Source organism: Labrys miyagiensis (assembly GCF_030160835.1).
GTDB classification, from domain to species: Bacteria; Pseudomonadota; Alphaproteobacteria; order Rhizobiales; family Labraceae; genus Labrys; species Labrys miyagiensis.
The window spans coordinates 51,394-71,378 of record NZ_BSPC01000005.1 but is presented as its reverse complement, the minus strand read 5'-3'; the positions used below and the strand labels follow the sequence as shown (position 1 = coordinate 71,378).

The window sequence follows — 19,985 nt, the reverse complement described above, 5'->3', positions numbered from 1 at the left end:
TTCTCACACGCCCTCGACCTCGTAGGTCCATACCCTGAACGATTTCAGCAGATGCGGGCCGAAGGAATTGATCAGCGGGATGTCGGCGGCGTCACGCCCGCGCGCCACCACGACGCGGCCGATGCGGGGCGTATTGTTGCGCGGATCGAAGGTGTACCATTTGCCTTCCAGGAACACTTCGATCCAGGCGCTGAAATCCATGGGGTCGACGACCGGTACGCCGATATCGCCGAGATGGCCGTTGATGTAGCGCGCGGGAATGTTGAGGCAGCGGCACAGGGTCAGGGCCAGATGGGCGAAATCGCGGCACACGCCGATGCGCTCGTTGAAGGCTTCGAAGGCGGTGCGGGTCGAGCGGGCCTGCATGTAGTCGAACTTGATATGATTATTTACGAAATCACAGATCGCCTGCACCCGGCTCCAGCCCGGCGGCAACTGGCCGAAAAGGTCCCATGCGGCCTGGCTCAGCCGGTCCGTCTCGCAATAGCGGCTGCCCATCAGGTAGACGAGGCATTCGTCCGGCAGGTCGGGCACCGGGAATTCGCGGGCGCCGAGGGCGATTTCATCGAGCAGGCCGCTGTCCCAGATCGTGGCATCGCCCCAGATGGTGAGGTCGCCGGCGGGGGCGACCATGCGCCGGCAGACATTGCCGAACATATCGTGATAGGCGGTGGTCGGGATGCTGGGGTTGGTCCAGACCGTCTCCGGCACGCGAATATCGGCGGCGCGTTGCTCGTTGATCGATAAGAGGCAGACGAGAGCGGTGGGCTGGGCGCACTGGATCGTGATCTCGTAGCCATATCGAATCAGCATCGGCAAATCCCGTCCCAGGAGGCCTCGCTCGGCTGGAGCGAGAGGCGGTTGTCCCACGCGTGCCGGCGATCGAAGAGTAATGGTTCGGCGCGTGAACGGTTCCACGTGCGAAGATGCCGAAGACGAAATTATGACACGCGAAAGCCCGCCCTGACTATCGCTAAGCCGGGCCCCCCTGCCGAAAGAAAGGGCAAACGGCCGGTAGCGGGCTTTCCACCGTCGATGCGACCAGTAATCGCGCCGCCAGCCTCAGAACTTGTAGCTTACGCCCACATGCACATCGTTGGTCTTGAGATCGGTGCGCGAGTTCTCGAGCGGAGCGACGTTCTTGATGCCGGTACTCATGCTGCCATAGTCGGTATAGCGATATTCGATGCGCCCGGTGATGTTGTCGGTGAAGCCATATTCGAGGCCGCCGCCAATGGTCCAGCCGGTGAGCGTATCGGAGAAGGGTTGCCGCCCGGCCACGCCATAGACGGGATCGAACTTGTAGCCGCCGAAAGCCACGCCGCCGGTGATGTAAGGCAGGAAGCGGTCGATGCCGTAGCCGGCGCGGGCGCGGATCGAAGCGTTCCAGTCCATGCTGGAATTGCCATAGGTACCGGGCAACGCCGCGCCGCCACTGGAAAGCACGCCGCCATCGCCTCTCAGGCCGGCGAGGTTGGCATCAGCTTCGACACCGAGCAGAAAGCCGCCGGGAAACTGGTAGTTGTAGCCGGCATGCAGGCCACCGAAGGGTCCTTTGGGATCGAGCTTGCGCGAACCCAGCAAGGGAGAGCCGCCGGTGGACTTGCCCCAGCCATACCCGGCCTGGATGCCGACATAGGGGCCGCTCCAATTGTATTGGGCATAGGCGGGCAGCTGTGTGACGGGCTCAGGCCCCGGTGCCGCGAGATCTGCCGCAAGAGCCGGGACCGCAAACATTGCGGCAATAACGGCAAGGAGGGCGGTTGATCTCAAGGACATGTTTTCCATGCATGGACAAGCGCTTCCATAGAGATACAGCACTGTGGCGAAAAAAGGCAGGGTTTGTTAAGGATTGGTTAAGGATTCGGCGCGGGACACGCTTTCTCCTTGCTGCAGCAGCTCGATACGCCTTAGGCCCTTGGCGCGCTCCATCCTCTCTGCTATTGCGCCCGGATGAGCGCAGAACCCATCGAAAATATCCGGAATTTCTCCATCGTGGCCCATATCGACCACGGCAAGTCGACGCTTGCCGATCGTCTGATCCAGGCTACCGGCACCCTGACCGATCGCGAGATGGTCGAGCAGGTGCTCGATTCCATGGATATCGAGCGCGAACGCGGCATCACCATCAAGGCGCAGACCGTGCGCCTGAACTACCGCGCCCAGAACGGCAAGGACTATATCCTCAACCTGATGGATACGCCCGGCCATGTCGACTTCGCCTATGAGGTCTCGCGCTCGCTGGCGGCCTGCGAGGGCTCGCTCCTGGTGGTGGACGCCTCGCAGGGTGTGGAGGCGCAGACCCTCGCCAATGTCTACCACGCCATCGACGCCAATCATGAGCTCGTGCCGGTGCTCAACAAGATCGACCTGCCGGCGGCCGAGCCCGACCGCATCAAGCAGCAGATCGAGGATGTGATCGGCATCGATGCTTCCGAGGCGGTGCCGATTTCGGCCAAGACCGGCCTCAACATCGACCTGGTGCTGGAAGCCATCGTCAACCGCCTGCCCCCACCCAAGGGCGACCGCGAGGCCCCGCTCAAGGCACTGCTGGTGGACAGCTGGTACGATGCCTATCTCGGCGTCGTGGTGCTGGTGCGCATCTTCGACGGCACCCTGAAGAAGGGCCAGCGCATCAAGATGATCGGCACCGACGCGCATTACGAGGTCGACCGTCTCGGCGTCTTCCGGCCGAAGATGCAGAATATCGAGGCGCTCGGCCCCGGCGAGATCGGTTTCATCACCGCCTCCATCAAGGAAGTGGCCGATACCCGCGTCGGCGACACCATCACCGACGATCGCAAGAACAATGTGCAGCCGCTGCCAGGCTTCAAGCCGGCGCAGCCCGTGGTGTTCTGCGGCCTCTTTCCGGTGGACGCCGCCAATTTCGAGGATCTGCGCGCCGCGATGGGGCGCCTTCGCCTCAACGATGCCTCGTTCTCCTTCGAGATGGAATCCTCCGCCGCGCTCGGCTTCGGCTTTCGCTGCGGCTTCCTCGGCCTGCTGCATCTCGAGATCATCCAGGAGCGCCTGGAGCGCGAGTTCAATCTCGACCTGATCGCCACCGCCCCCTCGGTGATCTACAAGATCAACATGACCGACGGTGCGCAGATCGAGCTGCACAACCCGGTCGACATGCCGGACGTGGTGAAAATCGCCTCGATCGAGGAGCCCTGGATCCGCGCCACCATCCTGACGCCGGACGACTACCTCGGCTCGATCCTCAAGCTCTGCCAGGATCGGCGCGGCGTGCAGGTCGACCTCAATTATGTCGGCAAGCGCGCCATGGTGCAGTACGACCTGCCGCTCAACGAGGTGGTGTTCGACTTCTACGACCGCCTGAAATCGGTGTCGAAGGGCTACGCCTCCTTCGACTATCACCTCACGGATTACCGCGAGGGCGATCTCGTCAAGATGCAGATCCTGGTCAATGCCGAGCCGGTGGACGCGCTTTCCATGCTGGTGCACCGCGACCGGGCGGAGAGCCGCGGCCGCGCGATGTGCGAGAAGCTGAAGGACCTCATCCCCCAGCACATGTTCGTCATCCCGATCCAGGCCGCTATCGGCGCCAAGATCATCGCTCGCGAGACCATCCGCGCCTTGCGCAAGGACGTCACCGCCAAGTGCTATGGCGGCGACATCACCAGAAAGCGCAAGCTTCTGGAGAAGCAGAAGGAAGGCAAGAAGAAGATGCGGCAGTTCGGCAAGGTCGATATCCCGCAGGAAGCCTTCATCGCCGCCCTGAAGGTGGATGGCTAGGCTGGCCGGATGAGCGTTGCATTCACCCGCGAGGACAGCGCGGCGACCGCCTCGGAAGTCGAGCTTCCCGATCGTCCCGTCTCGCCTCACCCCAACCTTGTTACCGCGCGAGGACTGGCGTTGCTGGAGGCTGCGTTGGCCGAGGCGCGGGCCGCCCATGATCGGGCGCAGGCGATCGAGGATGTGAACGAACGCCGGCGCGAGGCCGCGATGGCCCTGCGCGATCTCGTCTATTTCGCCGAGCGGGCCAAGACCGCGCAGCTGACCGTGCCGCGCAGTGTCGGGGAGGCCGGCTTCGGCATCCGTGTGACCTTCGAGCGAGGCGACGGCCGCCGCCAAGCCTTCACCATCGTCGGCGAGGATGAGGCCGACCCCCGGCAGGGATCGATCTCCTATGTCTCGCCGATGGCAAGGGCTCTTGCCGGCAAGCGGGTCGGCGATGTCGCCGAGGTCGCGGGGCAGGACATCGAAATCCTGGCGATCGAATTGCCGGGGGATGCCTGAGGCCATGCATGCTCCCGTTCCAGCCGGGCTTGGCCCCGCGCCCTTCGACGGCAGGCGCTTCAGCAATCTCTCTGGGCCGGACGCGCATGGATTTGCCTCGGTCCTGAAATGGATGCTGACGCGCCGCCGTGCCCGCTGGCCCAAGCGCCTGGAGCCCATCCAGGCCGCCCCGCCGCCGGACAGGGTGGATGACGGCACCATCCGCGCCGCGCTGATCGGGCATGCCACCGTGCTGCTCCAGCTGGCCGGGCTCAACATTCTGACCGATCCGATGCTGTCGCGGACGGCCGGACCCTTGCCGTGGCTGGGCGTCAAGCGTGTGCGCGATCCGGCTTTTGCCTTGGCGGACCTGCCGCCGATCGACCTCGTCCTGCTCAGCCACAACCATTACGACCACCTCGACCGCTCGACCTTGGCGGCGCTGGTGGGTCGCGACGATCCCCTGATCCTCACCGGTCTCAGGACCGGCAGGTCCGTGCCCTCGGGGCGGGTGGTGGAGCTCGATTGGGGCCAGAGCCATCAAGAGTTCGGACTGCGCGCGACCTTTGTCCCGGCGGAACATTTCTCGGCGCGCGGCCCCTTCGATCGCAACGCCGCGCTGTGGGGTGGCTTCGTGCTGGAGACCGCGCTGGGCCGGATCTATTTCGCGGGCGACAGCGGCGACGGCGCGCATTTTGCGGCGATTCGCCGGCATTTCGGCCCGATGACGCTCTCCCTCATCCCGATCGGCGCCTATGAGCCGCGCTGGTTCATGAGCCCGGTGCATATGGATCCGGCCGAAGCCCTGGCAGCCAGCCTCACGCTGGAATCGCAGGTGAGCCTCGCCATCCACCACGGCACCTTTCCGCTCGCCGACGACGCCATCGATGCGCCGCCGCGCCTGCTGGCCGAGGCTCTCGCCTCGGCGGCTCCCGCCGGCCGCGGGCTCGATTTTCGTACTCCCGCCTTGGGGCAACCCGTCATTGTCGCTGCTTCGGGAGCTTGATGAGGCTCAGCCGGCGTAGAGGCTCCAACGGCCGCCGGGCCAGCGTCGCTATGGGGTGCCGGACGGCCGCAATGAGACCATTCAAGCACCAATATACCGATCCGTCACGTTCGAGTCACGGTTGACAGAATTCAGTAAGAAACTTGGACATCTAAGTAATTATATCGATATATAACGATATTACATTAACATACGGCCTCAAATATTGCGTATAGAAACGCTAATATAAGTGGTATTACAGTAATGCATCAAAGTATAAATTTAATGTATAGCCTTTAGAGCATCTGCTAATAAAATTTGTCATACAAAAACGACCGGGGACTTAGTATTCCCGATCGATGAAGTATTCTCACGGGAAGAATTAACATCATATTGCGATCTGTAAGGCGACATGCTCGCATCATTCTCACGTCTCACGTGGCCTGATCCAGATACCACTAATTATGCATGGGCGGCGCTTGACAGAATTGGTTCTCATGTGGTTTACGGTGCATCAAGACAACAACGGACAGTGTTACATAAAGTAGAAAGCACGTACGAGTTGGTAGAGTAAGGTTCTTGTCCAAGTAACTTCTTGAGTAAACAACCTGCTTGCCGGCTCTTATGGGTGTTAGTGACAGAATAAATTTAGTTATTAGATACAATACCAATCGTTTTTGCCGGAACTCTGTAACCAGAGTGGAACGCGAATGCATAATTTTGGTCGCGAACTTATTTTCAAATAAATCTTACTTATTAAATTAAGCAGGACCAGTACATCCGTTATTTTTTGGACGAACGTGGTTAGTAAATACGCATGGTACTCTTTCTACGGTGTACGATAAGTAAAAAATCAGCGTTGTTTAAGTAAGAAACTCTATGAAAAAGAAACGTATGATGCAGCGGATCGTGAAGGCTACCTCTATACAGTTAGTAACTAAAAGATCTCTGATGCGTGATTGCATGGAGGCTGTCCTGTCTTCGGCGTTTTCACGGGAAGCTGTCGATGGATTTGCGACTTTGTCTGATTGGTTCCGCGCCTCGGGCGGATATAACCCGCGCCAGAGTATCCTGATATTGGACCAAGGCGCTTTCGAGCAATTACAAACCGTCTATCACGGGCCCAAGTGCGAGATGCCCCAGATTATCGTGATTTCCGATTATCACAATGCCGGCAATCTTGCGCAGGCCTCGCGGCTCAGCGTGAAAGGCTGGATCTCCACGCGCGACGGTGTCGACGCAGTGGTGGCGGCAACCCGGGTGGCCATGTCGGGCGGTATTTTTGTGCCGACGAGCTGCGAGGCCAAGGCGGAGGCCGCAGCGGCTGTGAATTGCGAGCAGGTTTTCGGGGCCTCCGGGCATTTCGGCAGGCTTTCGGGTGCTACCCCTCGCCAGCTCGCGATTATCGAGGCCGTGGGTCTCGGTCTTTCCAATGCCGAGATCGCTGCACGACTCCGCCTGCGCAAGGAGACGGTGAAGGCCCATCTGCGCAGCCTCATGAAAAGGCTGTGCGTCAAAACTGCCGCGTCCCTCGCCAGCGTGTGCGAGGATCTGGTGAAGCATTCCAGTAAAATGCAGGCTCGTCGGCGCTTCCGTGTCGAGTTGGAGCGAATGTATTGGGGAGAGGGTCTCCGCGGCGAGCGCTCCGCGAGTGAACAAGTGACCTACCACTGAGCCGATGCGGCGAGCCGGTTCAGTCGAACTCGGACTTACAGGATCGTTCTCAACGCCGCAGCTCCGTAAGCCAGATATACTGATCGGCAGGGTAATAGGACGTGGTGAATTCCACCACGATATTTGAGGCATCCAGTCCTTTCCAGATGATTTTCAGCACCGGACTGCCGGGCTGAACGTCGAGACCTTCGGCAACGATGGTTTCAGCCGCCGTAGCGCTGATCTCTTGCAGGATCCGCACGGGCCGGGTCCCTCGTGCCTCCATGGCTTCATAGAGCGATTGTCCCTTGCCATCGAAGCTAAGTTCGATGGCCCAGGCCGGCAGAAGAGCGATCTCCACCACCCTTGGCACGTCATCGGCCAGGCGGACGCGTACGAGCTCCCGGATGTCGCCGTCGATCGCCAGGCCCAGTTCGCGTATTTCGGGTATTGTCGGCACCCGAACGACATCGCGAATAACCCGGCTGCTGGGGTGCATGCCGCGCCGGCGTGTTTCCTCCGAGAAGCCGAGGATGGAGTTGGTGGAACGGCGGAAATCTTGCGACACGACGGTTCCGGAACCATGGCGCGTCACCAGGATACCCTCGCCTTCCAGGGTCTGGAGTGCGCGGCGAACGAGATTGCGCGAGACACCGAGCGTCGCACTGAGATCGCGTTCCGGCGGCAGGACATCGCCTGGCTTCAGCACCCTCTCAGTAATGGCGCTTTGAAACCCGGCGACGATCGCGGGATAGAGTTCCCGCCGAGTCTGGCCTTGCAGAAAACCGTTAAGATGGCTGGATAAGAGCGCTTTGGTCGGCATTCCTGAACTCCATCGGATAGCCGCCCATTTGTCCGGTAATGCGCGGCCGCACCGATGCGATTTGAGTGCGAAGATTGATCACGGTTCCGACGAGTTTACCGGCGATATTGATGTCGCCGGTCAACGCCTACCGTCGAGGATCCGAAACGCGAATAGTTAAATTCTAAAAGCAGATCGATCCTATGTCACTGAGGTCGGATAAGTAAATTACCTGAAAGATTGGGGCGCCCTCCCCAATTTCGGCAGGGCCGTCGCATATGGGCTTGTCTGTCCTTCCGGGCGCGCTACATCGTAGGGATGCTGTACAGATCCGGGAGAATGGAGTTCTCTCAGATTACGATCCCCTGTCTGCGGCGCGGCATGACATACCGCATCGCGAACGGTATGGCCATGCTCCTCCATGTGTGAGTGCGCAGGCGATTTCGGGGGCGGCACCACTGCCGATCTGCGTGTTTCGCAGCCAGGGTAAAGCGGGAAAGACCCCTCTAATCTCCGCCGTGATATCGCTCTTCCCGCCAGGGAGGCATTGCAAAGGGGATAGTCGCACACCTCCGAGATATCCAGCGGGGGGGGGGGGTCGGCGACCTGTCCGTGCCCAGCGTCGCCGGACGGTTCAATGAGACCACTCAAGCGCCAATATATCGGTCCGCCAGTTTCCGGTCACGGCCGACCGGATTCAGTAAGGAACTTTGACGCCATAGCAATTATGTCACCATGTCACGGGAGTTCATTCACTCTCGGCCTATAATTACGTATAATATGCGTTATGATACAGTAATGTTTTAAAAGGTAACTATGAGGCATTGACCTTCAAACGTCTATTTAGTTAAACAGTCATACAAATCGATCCACGTATTTAATACCGGCTGATTGATGGAGTACCTTTGGCCGAGGATTTGATCTCATCATCGATTTGCAAGACGACATACCTGCATCGTTCAAACGCGCCATGTGGCCTGATCCAGATACCACTAATTACCTATGGGTGCCACTTGACAGAATTGGTTCTTGTGTGGTTTACGAGTGTATCAGACCAAGCGCGTGCGGCGCGCAAAGTAGATGGCCGCATACGGACTTGCAAAGCAAGAGTTCTGCTAAGCAGTCTCCGGCGATATCACTGGATATATCGCCCCAAATGCCGTTGCGTAATATAAAAATACTGAAATGTCCGAATAGCATAAATTTTGCTACTTTTGGATTAGAGCTGACGTTCGAACTGAGCAGTTTTGTCAGTTCCGTTACGAGACTATCTTGGAAGTGTGGAAACCCACAGTGTGCAAGCTAACGCTGTGGAATCTACGTTGTTCAAGTGAACTAAAGTCACAGAAAACGTACAGTGGTCTTTTCACGTCGTGGTCGAACGTAAAAGAACCGTACTGTTCAAAAGATGAAACTCTTTGAAAAGAGTCACGAAAATGGACCAGACCATGAATATTACCACTATCCAACTGATAAATAAAAGCTCTCTGATGCGCGGTTGCATGGAAACCGTCCTGGCGTCGGAATTTCCGCGGGAAACCGTCGAAGGGTTTGCTGACTTGTCCGATTGGTTCCGTGCCCGCGGCGGAGCGAGCCCACATAAGGGCATCCTGATATTGGATCAAGCCACTTTCGAGCAATTGCAAACCATCTACCACGGCCCCAAGTTGGCGATGCCCCGGATCATTCTGATTTCCGATCGGCACAATGTCGACGATCGCGCGCGGGCCTCGCGCCTCGGCGTCAAGGGCTGGCTCTGCAGCCGCGACAGCGTCGACGTCGTTGTGGCAGCAACCCGGGTGGTCATGATGGGCGGTAATTTCGTGCCGCCAGGCGCCGAAGCTAGGGCGGGCGTCGCCACGGCCTTGCATGTCGACCGGGCTTGCGAGATCTCTCCGGGCCTCGGCGGGCTTACGGGTGCCACGCCTCGCCAACTCGCGATTATCGAAGCTGTCGGCCTGGGCCTGTCCAATGCCGAGATCGCCGCGCGGCTCCGCTTGCGCGAGAGGACGGTGAAGGCCCATCTGCGTAACATCATGAAAAGGCTGAGCGTCAAAACGACCGCTTCCCTGCCTGGCTTGTGCGGCGATCTGGTGAAGTATTCGAGCGAGATGCAGGCTCGTCAGCGTTTCCGTGTCGAGTTGCAACAGATGTACTGTGGAAACGGCTTCCTCGGGGCGTCCATGGCGGGCGGGCAGGTCACCTATCACTAGAGCAAAACGCGTTTAGGCGCAAACGCATTTTTACTCTAACTCTTTGTTTCGACGCGTCTTTGCGATTCTTGCCGATTCCGTCAAATCGCAAAACGCTATAGAGCAAAGCGCGTTTAAGCTTAACCGCTGTTTTGACCTTACGGGCCGTTAGAAAATAAGTGAACCGGCAAGCCGGTGTCGGGAGTGCGAGAGAGGCGCGGCGCTTGAAGCGCTTGATCTTAAACGATCCCTTGGTTACCCGGTCAAACCGCTCGTCAGCGACCGGATCAATCGACAGCACCCTGCCTGGCATCCTCCTTCGGCGGAATGAGCACAAAAAGACAGGGTAAACGGGCGAAGGCTTTCATGGTCATCCCGGACGCGATGCGGCATGCCATGCCGCCTCGCAGTCAGACCGAACGCTTGTTGGGTCTGACTGCGCCACATCACCGGGTAGCGTAGTGTGCACGGGATGACCATAAGGGCATTCACCCGATTGCGCGGGACAAACACAGAACTAGTATTGACTTTCATTCGCTCCCATGTTTTATTCCCTAACGGAATGAGGCGTCAGCGGTCGGTGTATGATCAACCCGGCTCCGAACGCCTCCATCCACCCCGACAGCCTATCCAAGTGGCAGGCGCACGGCGGTCCTGCTTCTCTCGAAGCCGGCTTCCAGGGGGTGATGAGCGGGACAGACGGGATCGGCACCCCATGGAAGTGCCACGCGATGGAAAGACCACGCGATCAAGATCCCTGGACGGAGCGTGACGGGCTTGAGCCCGTCAACGCCTTCGTCCCCACGTCCCGCCGATGCGGTGAAGACGGCTCATGCCACTGTCCGGCCAGGACTGCAGCGCTGAGCCCCTTCACCGAGCCGGCTGGCTCAGGTTCGGATGGTCCGTGCCATCCGCTCCCGGCTCGCCTCCGCCTTCGGAAGGCGGAAAAACAGGTGGCCTTGCACGCCTTGTCAGCGGGCCAGGCAACCGGAACGGGGCGATGGCGGCCTGCACCGACAGTGCGGCCTGCATCTTCCATGATCTTGCTTTCACGGCTGCTCCGCAGCCGCCATCGCCCGGTCTCCTCATCAACCCAGCCGGAAAGGGCGTGGGAACGAGAGCGTTTGCGCGTTGCGGTGGGAAAGCGAAAGAGGCTGACACTTGGGTATCGTTGAAGAATTCAGTGCATCGGCAAGCCGGTGTTCAGGGAGCAGGAGAGGCGCAAGCGTCGCGCTTGATGCACTTATTTTTTAACGATCCCTTATCTCCTTGTTTCGACGCGTCTTTGCGATTCTTGCCGATTTCGTCAAGTCGCAAAACGCTTTAAGCCGCCGCCAACCAGTTCGGCCTGTCTCAACCGGCCGCGCCGCCGTCGGAGCGCTCTCCCATCCGATTAAATACACAGTCGCCCCGACTTTTGCTTTGGTACAGCCGGGATGGCAAATTCTGTTGCGCTCGGCCTCGCAGGAATACTCTCAACGCCGTAGTTCCGTCAGCCAGATATACTGATCGGCAGGGTAATAGGACGTGGTGAATTCCACCACGATATTTGAGGCATCCAACCCCTTGCGGGTGATTTTTAGCACTGGACTGCCCGGTCGAATGTCGAGACCCCCGACGACGACGGCATCGGCAGCGGTAGCGCTGATCTCCTGCAGCACCCGCACAGGCCGGGTTCCTCGTGCCTCCATGGCTTCATAGAGCGATTGCCCGCTGCCATCGAAGCTGAGTTCGATGGTCCAGGCCGGCAGAAGAGCGATCTCCACCGCCACGGGCACGTCGTCGGCCAGGCGAACGCGCACGAGTTCCCTGATGTCGCCGTCGATCGCCAGGCCAAGCTCGCGTATTTCGGGTATTGTCGGCACCCGAACAACGTCACGAATGACCCGGCTGCTGGGGTGCATGCCGCGCCGGCGTGTTTCCTCCGAGAAGCCGAGGATGGAATTGGTGGAACGGCGGAAATCCTGCGATACGACAGTTCCGGAACCATGGCGCGTCACCAGGATACCCTCGCCTTCCAGCGCATGCAGCGCACGACGAACGAGATTGCGCGAGACACCGAGCGTCGCACTGAGATCGCGCTCCGGAGGCAGGATATCGCCAGGCTTGAGCACCTTCTCGGCGATGGCGCTTTGGAACCCGGCGATGATCGCGGGATAAAGCCCACGACGGCTCTGGCCCTGCAGGAAGCCCCCAAGATGGTTGGATAACAGCGCTTTAGTTGGCATTCCCGAACTCCATCGAATAGCCCGCCCTTCCTCCGGCAATTCGCGGCCGTCCTGTTGCGATTCGGGCATTACAATCGTCCAAGGCCAGACAAGTTCCCTAGCGATTTCGCTATCGCCTAGATAAGTCGGCCATTTAAGGTCATAAATACGAATAATGGCGTCTTAAAAGAAAACAGATCGAATGTCATCGCCGTTTAATAAGTAAATGCCTCACAAATTCGGCGTGCTTTTCCCTCGTTTCAGAGGGCCGTGCGCCCACGCCCGGCCGCCTTTTCCATGGGGCGAACAGAACAGGGAACGCTCCCTGAGCCTCAAGCGCTGTAGCGCTCCTCCCGCCATGGATCCCCACGGTTGTGATAGCCGCGCAGCTCCCAAAATCCCGGCTTGTCGCGGGTGGCGAATTCGATGCGGCTGAGCCACTTGGCGCTTTTCCAGAAATAGAGGCGGGGCACCACGAGGCGCACGGGGCCGCCATGTTCGCGTGAAAGCGGGGCGCCGTTCCAAGTGTGGGCGATCAGCACGTCGTCGCCGAGGAAATCCTGCAGCGAGAGATTGGTGGTGTAGCCGTCGGAGGAATGCAGCACGACATGGCTGGCCTCGGCTTTGGGCCTGACGATCTCGGCCAGCGCCTGCGTAGACAGGCCTTCGAAGCGGTTGTCATAGCGCGACCAGGTGGTGACGCAGTGGATGTCGCACACTTCCGTACTCTGCGGCTGGGCGGAGTAGGCTTCAAAATCCCAGACGATCGGATTTTCGACCGCGCCGAACACGTCGAGCTGCCAGGTCTGCCGGTTCACCTGCGGCTGCACGCCGAGATCGAGCACCGGCCAGTCCCTCACGAGATGCTGACCGGGCGGTAAGCGGTCGCTTTCGGGCCGTGCCACTCGGCCGGTCAGGAACTTGCCGGCTTGCGCCCACAGCTGCTTGGTGCGCGTCAGCTTCGAGTCGGCAGGTGTCGCGGGATCCTTGTCGTCGGTCATGGTGGCCTCCACAAATCGGACCATAATGCATATCTCGGTCGATGGAAGTTCGGCTGCTATAAGAGCCGGCAACGAATCGAGAGCCCTTCATGTCCGCTGACAGCAATCCCCTGCTTGCCCCTTGGTCCGCCCCCTTCGGCGCACCGCCCTTCGCCGAGATCCGGACCGAGCATTACCGGCCCGCCTTCGATGCCGCGCTGGCGACGAACAAGGCCGAGATCGCCGGGATTGCCGACAGTGTGGAGGAGCCGACGTTCGACAACACGCTCGGTGCCTTCGAGCGCTCCGGCCAGGCACTCGACCGGGTCGCTTCGGTGTTCTTCAACCTCGCCGGTTCCAACACCAACGAGGACATCCAGGCGATCGAGCGCGACATGGCGCCGATCCTCTCGCGCCATCACACGGCGATCTATCTCAACGACAAGCTGTTCCGCCGCATCGATGCGGTTTACGCCAAGCGCGACAGCCTCAGCCTCTCTGCCGAGCAGCTGCGCGTGCTGGAGCGCTATCACATGGCCTTTCGTCGCGCCGGCGCCGGCAGGCCGGAGGACGTCAAGCAGCGCCTCGCCGCCATTTCCGAGCGGCTCGCCAGCCTCGGCACGCAGTTCGGCCAGAATGTGCTCAATGACGAGAAATCCTGGGTGATGAAGCTCGACGGCGAGGCCGATCTGGCCGGCCTGCCCGACTTCCTGGTCGCCGCCAGCGCCGGCGCTGCCACCGATCGCGGCGAGAGCGGCCATATCGTCACGCTGTCGCGCTCGCTTATCGAGCCTTTCCTGCAATTCTCGGCCCGGCGTGACCTGCGCGAGACCGCCTTCAAGGCCTGGCTCGCCCGGGGCGAAGGCGGCGGCGCCACCGACAACCGAGCCATCATCGCCGAAGTGGTGGCCTTGCGCGCCGAGCGGGCCAAGCTCCTGGGCTACGAGACCTTCGCCCATTACCGGCTCGACGATTCCATGGCTGGGACGCCCGAAGCGGCGATGGATCTCCTGCGCTCGGTGTGGAAGCCCGCCCGCAAGCAGGCGCTGATCGAGCGCGAGGGCCTGCAGAAGCTTGCCGCCGAGCAGGGTGACAATATCGAGGTCTCGGCCTGGGACTGGCGCTATTACGCCGAGAGGAAGCGCAAGCAGCAATATGAGCTCGATGAGACCGAGCTGAAGCCCTACCTGCAGCTCGACAAGATCATCGAAGCGGCCTTCGACACCGCCAGCCGCCTGTTCGGCATCACCTTCACCGAGCGCAAGGACGTGCCGGTCTATCATCCCGACGTGCGTGCCTTCGAGGTGACGGACAGCGCGGGCAAGAGCGTCGGCCTGTTCTATGGCGATTATTTCGCCCGTTCCTCCAAGCGCAGCGGCGCCTGGATGAGCGCCTTCCGCAGCCAGGAAAAGCTCAATGGCGAGATCAAGCCGATCATCGTCAATGTCATGAACTTCGCCCGCGGCGCCGCCGGCGAGCCGACGCTGCTCTCCTTCGACGATGCCCGCACGCTGTTCCACGAGCTCGGTCACGGCCTGCATGGCCTGTTGTCGAACGTGACCTATCCACTGCTGTCGGGCACCAGCGTGGTGCGTGACTTCGTGGAGTTCCCCTCCCAGCTCTACGAGCACTGGCTGGAGCAGCCGCAGGTGCTGGAGCGCTACGCCGTGCATTACAAGACGGGCGAGCCGATGCCCAAGGCGCTGCTCGACCGCCTGCTCGCCAGCCGCACCTTCAACCAGGGCTTCGCCACGGTGGAATATGTCTCCTCCGCGCTGGTGGACCTCGAAATGCACCTGCTCGAGAGCACCGAGGGCTTCGATGCCGGCGCCTTCGAGACCAAGGTCCTGAAGGAGATCGACATGCCCAAGGCGATGGTGATGCGCCATCGCCCGCCGCATTTCCAGCATGTCTTCTCGGGCGAGGGCTATTCCTCGGCCTATTATTCCTACCTTTGGTCGGAAGTGCTGGATGCCGACGGCTTCGACGCCTTCGTCGGGGCAGGGGATATCTTCGATGCGGAAACGGCCCGCAAGCTGAAGGAATTCGTCTATTCGGCCGGCAACAAGCAGGACGCCGCGAAGGCGTACCGGGATTTCCGCGGGCATGATCCCCGGCCCGAGGCGCTGCTCAGGAAGCGCGGCCTGGCGGCATAGCCGGGAGCGCCGGCTTCCCAGCGGGCTCTTGGAAACGCGACGCTATCGGTGTGCCGGTCTTCAGACCGGCATGCCCTCGACCTTACCCTGGTTGCAAGGTGCCGGTCTGAAGACCGGCACACCGATGGACGCCCGCGCTCCCAGCCTACGCCGCGTGCCGTTCCGCGCCCGCGCCGAAATGCTCCACATAGCGCGCATTGATCTTCTCGACCGGCAGCACCACCAGCACGTCGGTGGTGCCGAACTGGTGGTCGATCACCGCGCCATCGCCGAAGCTGGCCCCGAGGCGGAGATACCCCTTGATCAGCGGCGGCAGGGCCTGGAGCGCCCGCTTGACGTCGACGCCCTCCCTGGCGATGCGGTTCATCGAGATGTAGCGCTCCGGCACCGCCTTGACGCGCCATTCGCCCTCGGCCGGCGCGTGGTGGTGCAGGAAGGCGAGCGGCAGCGCGAGGCGGCTCGGCTCGGTGCCCTCCAGGCTGGCGCAGCCCAGCATCACGTCGATCTTGTGATGCAGCACATAGGTCCAGATGCCGTGCCAGAGCAGTTCCACCGTGCGCTTGTTGCGATAGGCGGGGAGCACGCAGGAACGGCCGAGCTCAAGGAAATTCTTGCCCGGGTGGCTGGTGATCAGCGGCTCGACCGCATATTCGGAGGCCGAGTAGAAGCCGCCGTGGCGCTCGGCGATCTCCTGGCGCAGCAGGCGGTAAGTCCCGACCACCTGGCCGCCCGGCTTACCGGGGACATCGGGCGCAGCGGCATGGTCGATCACCAGCAAGTGGTCGCAGAGCGTGTCGTATTCGTCGCGGTCGCGCCGTGAGACCAGCGACAGCGTGTTGGGGATGGCGGCCATCTCCTCATAGAAGACCCGATAGCGCAGCTTCTGGGCCTGCTTCACGTCCTTGGCGGTCTGCGCGAGCCGCACTTCGAGGGAGCCGATACGTCCGAGGGTCATCGGCAGACCGATATTCTCCAGACGGCGCTGGCGCAAGGCCGGCTTGAGCCGCCGCGGCGGCACCGGGAGAATTCCGGGCATGATGCCGCCCGGCAGCCTGCCGCTCCAGCCGCGCGGATCGATCTTCGCTAGAAAGCCTTTCGGCGTCGTCGTCGGCATCTGCGGCCCCTGCCCGAATCCCTGCACCGTCTCTTCTTCATCACAGATTGCAGAAAGATTTGTGACGGCCCGATCGTAACATAATCAGGCGGTTCTAGACGCCGGACAGGCTCTGGCGGGGCCAGATGCGATCAAGTGTCACGATGGCGAGGCCGAGGATGTAGAAGGCCAGCAGGATCAGTCCGGCATTGCCGAGAGCGCGGGGATAGCCGAGCACCGGCACGTTGGCGAAAGGATAGAGATAGCGGCCCGAGAGGGCGCCGTAGATCAGCGAATAGGCGACATAGAGCGCCGGAAAGATCAGCCAGGACAGCGGGTCGCGCCAGGCGAGCCTTCCCTTGGGGACGAAGGCCAACCAATAGAGCGTGAACAGCGCCGGCACCACGCGGTGCAGGCCGATATCGACGACGACGGCGAGGCCGGAGAGCTGCCTGAGGCCCGCCAGGAGCACGGCGTGGATCACGCCGACGATGACGATATAGACGGTGACGGCGGCGAGCGTCTGCGGCCGGGTGAGGAAGCTGTCATGCCGGCCGGAGAGGGCGCAGGCGGCGGCGACCGCCGCCACGATCGCATTTGTCTGGATCGTGAAATAACTGAAGACGAGGACGAGACCATCGAGGAAGGAGCGTCCCTCGGCCATGACGCCGCCGACGACGATATAGACACGCAGAACCACGGAGAGCGCTGCGACAAAGGCGATCAGGGCGGTGGCGAGTCGGCTGGCGGGGTTGCTCATCTATACTTCCGGGTGCGCGGACATCACAGCGACATGCAAGCATGTCGCTGTGATGTCCGCACCTGGGAATCTACGCCAGCACCGTGGCCCGATCCGTCCTTGCCCGATAACTCAGCGCCTCGGCGATATGGATCCGCCCCACATCCGCCTCGCCGTCGAGATCGGCGAGGGTGCGCGAAACCCTGAGCACGCGGTGGAAGCCGCGGGCCGAGAGGCGCATGGCTTCCGAGGCATCGCGCAGCAGCTTGGTGGCGGCGGCATCGGGCTTGGCGACCTCTTCGACAATCGAAACCGGCACGCTGGCATTGGTGGAGGCCTCGGGCAGGCCGAGGCGATGGTAGCGCTCGCCCGCCCGCTGCCGCGCTTCGGCGACGCGGGCCGCGACCTCGGCAGAACCTTCGCTGGGCGGCGGCAGGATGAGGTCGGCGGCCGAGACGGCCGGCACCTCGATGACGATGTCGATGCGGTCGAGCAGCGGGCCGGAGATGCGGGCCTGGTAGTCGGCGGCGCAGCGCTCCACCGGGCCGCGCCGGCAGGCAAAGCCGGGATCGTTGGCCTTGCCGCATCGGCACGGGTTCATCGCCGCCACGAGCTGGATGCGGGCGGGATAGGTGACGCGGGCATTGGCCCTGGCGATCACCGCCTCGCCCGATTCCAGCGGTTGCCGTAGGGCATCGAGCGTTGAGGGCGTGAATTCCGGCATCTCATCGAGGAAGAGCACGCCATTATGGGCAAGCGAAACCTCGCCAGGCCGGGCGGTGCTGCCGCCGCCGATCAGCGCCGGCATCGAGGCGGAGTGATGCGGGGCGCGAAAAGGCCGGCGGCCGGTCAATTCGCCGCCGGCGAGCTGGCCGGCCACCGAATGGATGATCGAGACTTCCAGGAGCTCGCTCGCCACCAGGGGCGGCAGGATCGAGGGCAGGCGCGCCGCCAGCATGGACTTGCCGGAGCCGGCAGGGCCGATCATCAGGAGATTGTGTCCGCCGGCGGCCGCGACTTCCAGCGCGCGCTTGGCGGTCTCCTGGCCCTTGATATCCTTGAGGTCGGGCATGGCATGCGGTGCCGCCGCGATGCGCGGCTGCGGGCGCGAGAGCAGCTGCGTGCCCTTGAAATGGTTGACAAGCTGGATCAGCGAGCGCGGCGCCAGGATGTCCATGTCCGGGCCGGCCCAGGCGGCTTCCGGGCCGCAAGCGGCGGGGCAGATCAGGCCGAGACCCTTGCCATTGGCGGCGACGGCAGCCGGCAGCACCCCCGCCACGGCAGTGATGGTGCCGTCCAGCGCCAATTCGCCGAGCACGCAATAGGCCTCCAGCGCATCATGGGGAATGGCGCCGATCGCCGCCATCACGCCGAGGGCGATGGGCAGGTCGAAATGCGCTCCCTCCTTGGGGAGGTCGGCTGGCGCGAGGTTCACGGTGATGCGCTTGCCCGGCAGCGCCAGGCCGGAGGCCACCAGCGCCGAACGCACCCGCTCACGCGCCTCGGACACCGCCTTGTCCGGCAGGCCGACGATGGTGAAGGCGACCGAGCCCTGCATGAGTTGCACCTGCACGTCGACCTTGCGGGCCTCCACTCCCTCGAACGCTACCGTAGAGACGCGCGATACCATTGGCCTTCCCCATGCCCGTAACGCCACGATAACGGGGACGTAACGTCAAGCCAAGGGGTAAGGAGAACAAAACGTGATTTTTAAGCGCGACCTGAGCCTCCCCCAGCTCCGTGGGGGAGGCTTCGTGTTACGTCCTTCAACGCCGGCCCGTCATACTGCGCCCGCGGCCGGATCAGGCCGCCGCGCTCCGTCTGCTCCAGCATATGGGCGATCCAGCCCACCGAGCGGGCGATGGCGAACAAGGCGAGCGGGGCGTTGGCGGGCAGGCGGCAGGCATCGGCCAGGGCGGCGAGGGCGAAGTCGACATTGGGTGGCTCGTCGCTGAGGGCGGCGACCGCCTCGCGCAACTCGGCGAAGGCGGCGGGCAGCTCGAACTGCGCCAGCAGGGCTTGAGCCCGAACATCGCCCTCCGGATAGAGCGGGTGGCCGAAGGCGGGCAGGCGGTGACCGCGGGAGAGCCAGTCGTGCACGGCGCGGCGCGCGCCGATGCGGCCGGTGGCGTCGGCAAGGGCCTGCACGCCGAGCGCGGCGCCGCCATGTAGGGGCCCGGCCAGGGTCGAGAGGCCGGCCAGCAGGCCGGCGGCGAGCGGTGCACCGGTGGAGGCGGCGGTGCGGGCGGCGAAGGTGGAGGCGTTGAGCTCGTGGTCGGCGAGCAGTACCAGCACGCGGCGGATCAGGTCTAAGGCGCCAGGCGCTTTCCAGGCCTGCGCGACGCGCTCATGCAGCGGCAGACCAGCCTGGGCTGTGCCGCCGAGCGTGGCGGTGGCAAGCGTGCCGACGAGGCCGGCCGCCTCGCGGCGGAGCATGGTGCGGGAGCGCCCACCGGTCGGAAAATCATGACTGGCCCGCCGGGCAAGAGCGAGCAGGCCCGCCTCGAAGGGATTGGAGGGCACCGGCGTCCCTCGGGCGGTGGGTGGCGCCTCGAAGGTGACCCGTTCGGCCTGCCAGAGCAGGGCGGCGACCGTCTCCAGCGTGGCGTGTTCGGCCATCGCTGCCGCATCCTCGCCGCGATACCACAGCCGGCCCTCGGCAATGGTCGAGATGCCGGACGCGAGCACCGGCTCGCCGAAGGAAATGGTGTGGGTCGCCACCTCGGCGACGCTGCGCCTGCCGGCATTGCGGCTCGCCAGAGCCTTGACGTCATCGCCATGATAGAGGCTGCGACGGGTGTCCTCAGGGCTTGGCCGCGTACGGATCTTGCCGCGACTGACATTGGCATAGAGCGTCTGCGGCTGGACTTTCAGGATAGCGAGCGCCTGCTCGGAGGTGATCCAGCTCATGGCGATACATTGACGATTTCGATCAA

Annotated in this window: 15 protein-coding genes; 6 read left to right on the top strand and 9 right to left on the bottom strand. The window is 62.2% G+C overall.

Translation table 11 applies throughout. From position 1 onward, the window contains the following. Positions 1 to 3: 3 nt before the first annotated feature. Positions 4 to 813 (bottom strand): transglutaminase-like domain-containing protein, encoded by an 810-nt coding sequence (locus tag QQL24_RS01095; protein WP_284310032.1) that lies wholly within the window; start codon positions 811 to 813, stop codon positions 4 to 6. A gap of 249 nt (positions 814 to 1,062) precedes the next feature. Next, positions 1,063 to 1,779, bottom strand: a complete 717-nt coding sequence (locus QQL24_RS01090) for an outer membrane protein (protein ID WP_284310031.1) — start codon at positions 1,777 to 1,779, stop codon at positions 1,063 to 1,065. Between the two features lie 174 nt (positions 1,780 to 1,953). Here QQL24_RS01090 and lepA point away from each other — a divergent pair, with 174 nt between their 5' ends. The 4 genes from lepA (at position 1,954) to QQL24_RS01070 (ending at position 6,901) form a co-directional block, all read left to right on the top strand. Further along, positions 1,954 to 3,759, top strand: coding sequence for a translation elongation factor 4 (gene lepA / locus QQL24_RS01085; RefSeq protein ID WP_284310030.1), 1,806 nt, complete (start codon positions 1,954 to 1,956; stop codon positions 3,757 to 3,759). 9 nt (positions 3,760 to 3,768) lie between these two features. Next, positions 3,769 to 4,263, top strand: coding sequence for a transcription elongation factor GreA (gene greA / locus QQL24_RS01080; RefSeq protein WP_284310029.1), 495 nt, complete (start codon positions 3,769 to 3,771; stop codon positions 4,261 to 4,263). A 4-nt stretch (positions 4,264 to 4,267) separates the two neighbouring features. Beyond that, positions 4,268 to 5,248 carry an MBL fold metallo-hydrolase gene (locus QQL24_RS01075; protein WP_284310028.1) on the top strand — a complete coding sequence of 327 codons (981 nt, stop codon included), beginning with the start codon at positions 4,268 to 4,270 and terminating at the stop codon, positions 5,246 to 5,248. An 858-nt stretch (positions 5,249 to 6,106) separates the two neighbouring features. Then, positions 6,107 to 6,901: a response regulator transcription factor gene (locus tag QQL24_RS01070; RefSeq protein ID WP_284310027.1), complete on the top strand. Its 795-nt coding sequence runs from the start codon at positions 6,107 to 6,109 to the stop codon at positions 6,899 to 6,901. Positions 6,902 to 6,950: 49 nt separating this feature from the next. On the opposite strand, the gene QQL24_RS01065 is transcribed toward QQL24_RS01070, so the two are convergent. Further along, positions 6,951 to 7,703 carry a GntR family transcriptional regulator gene (locus tag QQL24_RS01065; RefSeq protein WP_284310026.1) on the bottom strand — a complete coding sequence of 251 codons (753 nt, stop codon included), beginning with the start codon at positions 7,701 to 7,703 and terminating at the stop codon, positions 6,951 to 6,953. Positions 7,704 to 9,118: 1,415 nt separating this feature from the next. Between QQL24_RS01065 and QQL24_RS01060 the strand changes: the two genes are divergently transcribed. Further along, entirely contained in the window at positions 9,119 to 9,895 is a 777-nt protein-coding gene (locus QQL24_RS01060) for a response regulator transcription factor (RefSeq protein WP_284310025.1), read from the top strand. A 1,454-nt stretch (positions 9,896 to 11,349) separates the two neighbouring features. On the opposite strand, the gene QQL24_RS01055 is transcribed toward QQL24_RS01060, so the two are convergent. Continuing rightward, positions 11,350 to 12,102: a GntR family transcriptional regulator gene (locus QQL24_RS01055; protein ID WP_284310024.1), complete on the bottom strand. Its 753-nt coding sequence runs from the start codon at positions 12,100 to 12,102 to the stop codon at positions 11,350 to 11,352. Positions 12,103 to 12,413: 311 nt separating this feature from the next. After that, positions 12,414 to 13,082, bottom strand: coding sequence for a sulfite oxidase-like oxidoreductase (locus QQL24_RS01050; protein ID WP_284310023.1), 669 nt, complete (start codon positions 13,080 to 13,082; stop codon positions 12,414 to 12,416). Positions 13,083 to 13,171: 89 nt separating this feature from the next. On the opposite strand from QQL24_RS01050, the gene QQL24_RS01045 reads away from it, so the two are divergent. Then, on the top strand, positions 13,172 to 15,217 hold the full coding sequence (locus QQL24_RS01045) for a M3 family metallopeptidase (RefSeq protein ID WP_284310022.1): 2,046 nt from the start codon (positions 13,172 to 13,174) through the stop codon (positions 15,215 to 15,217). A gap of 145 nt (positions 15,218 to 15,362) precedes the next feature. Here QQL24_RS01045 and olsB read toward each other — a convergent pair whose 3' ends face one another. The 4 genes from olsB to QQL24_RS01025 all read right to left on the bottom strand — a co-directional run bounded on the left by olsB (position 15,363) and on the right by QQL24_RS01025 (position 19,959). Beyond that, the gene (gene olsB, locus QQL24_RS01040) at positions 15,363 to 16,253 is read right to left on the bottom strand and encodes a l-ornithine N(alpha)-acyltransferase (protein WP_284310601.1); all 891 of its coding nucleotides are present in this window, start codon (positions 16,251 to 16,253) and stop codon (positions 15,363 to 15,365) included. A gap of 172 nt (positions 16,254 to 16,425) precedes the next feature. Next, positions 16,426 to 17,070, bottom strand: coding sequence for a Pr6Pr family membrane protein (locus QQL24_RS01035; protein ID WP_284310021.1), 645 nt, complete (start codon positions 17,068 to 17,070; stop codon positions 16,426 to 16,428). A gap of 70 nt (positions 17,071 to 17,140) precedes the next feature. Further along, positions 17,141 to 18,679: a YifB family Mg chelatase-like AAA ATPase gene (locus tag QQL24_RS01030; protein ID WP_284310020.1), complete on the bottom strand. Its 1,539-nt coding sequence runs from the start codon at positions 18,677 to 18,679 to the stop codon at positions 17,141 to 17,143. 80 nt (positions 18,680 to 18,759) lie between these two features. Then, entirely contained in the window at positions 18,760 to 19,959 is a 1,200-nt protein-coding gene (locus QQL24_RS01025) for a citrate synthase (RefSeq protein WP_284310019.1), read from the bottom strand. Positions 19,960 to 19,985 lie beyond the last annotated feature (26 nt).

What these genes read in the sequence shown, in the direction of transcription:
- QQL24_RS01095 (WP_284310032.1), bottom strand. Translation starts at nt 813, where the DNA reads ATGCTGATTCGATATGGCTACGAGATCACGATCCAGTGCGCCCAGCCC.
- QQL24_RS01090 (WP_284310031.1), bottom strand. Translation starts at nt 1,779, where the DNA reads ATGTCCTTGAGATCAACCGCCCTCCTTGCCGTTATTGCCGCAATGTTT.
- lepA (WP_284310030.1), top strand. Translation starts at nt 1,954, where the DNA reads ATGAGCGCAGAACCCATCGAAAATATCCGGAATTTCTCCATCGTGGCC.
- greA (WP_284310029.1), top strand. Translation starts at nt 3,769, where the DNA reads ATGAGCGTTGCATTCACCCGCGAGGACAGCGCGGCGACCGCCTCGGAA.
- QQL24_RS01075 (WP_284310028.1), top strand. Translation starts at nt 4,268, where the DNA reads ATGCATGCTCCCGTTCCAGCCGGGCTTGGCCCCGCGCCCTTCGACGGC.
- QQL24_RS01070 (WP_284310027.1), top strand. Translation starts at nt 6,107, where the DNA reads ATGAAAAAGAAACGTATGATGCAGCGGATCGTGAAGGCTACCTCTATA.
- QQL24_RS01065 (WP_284310026.1), bottom strand. Translation starts at nt 7,703, where the DNA reads ATGCCGACCAAAGCGCTCTTATCCAGCCATCTTAACGGTTTTCTGCAA.
- QQL24_RS01060 (WP_284310025.1), top strand. Translation starts at nt 9,119, where the DNA reads ATGGACCAGACCATGAATATTACCACTATCCAACTGATAAATAAAAGC.
- QQL24_RS01055 (WP_284310024.1), bottom strand. Translation starts at nt 12,102, where the DNA reads ATGCCAACTAAAGCGCTGTTATCCAACCATCTTGGGGGCTTCCTGCAG.
- QQL24_RS01050 (WP_284310023.1), bottom strand. Translation starts at nt 13,082, where the DNA reads ATGACCGACGACAAGGATCCCGCGACACCTGCCGACTCGAAGCTGACG.
- QQL24_RS01045 (WP_284310022.1), top strand. Translation starts at nt 13,172, where the DNA reads ATGTCCGCTGACAGCAATCCCCTGCTTGCCCCTTGGTCCGCCCCCTTC.
- olsB (WP_284310601.1), bottom strand. Translation starts at nt 16,253, where the DNA reads ATGCCCGGAATTCTCCCGGTGCCGCCGCGGCGGCTCAAGCCGGCCTTG.
- QQL24_RS01035 (WP_284310021.1), bottom strand. Translation starts at nt 17,070, where the DNA reads ATGAGCAACCCCGCCAGCCGACTCGCCACCGCCCTGATCGCCTTTGTC.
- QQL24_RS01030 (WP_284310020.1), bottom strand. Translation starts at nt 18,679, where the DNA reads ATGGTATCGCGCGTCTCTACGGTAGCGTTCGAGGGAGTGGAGGCCCGC.
- QQL24_RS01025 (WP_284310019.1), bottom strand. Translation starts at nt 19,959, where the DNA reads ATGAGCTGGATCACCTCCGAGCAGGCGCTCGCTATCCTGAAAGTCCAG.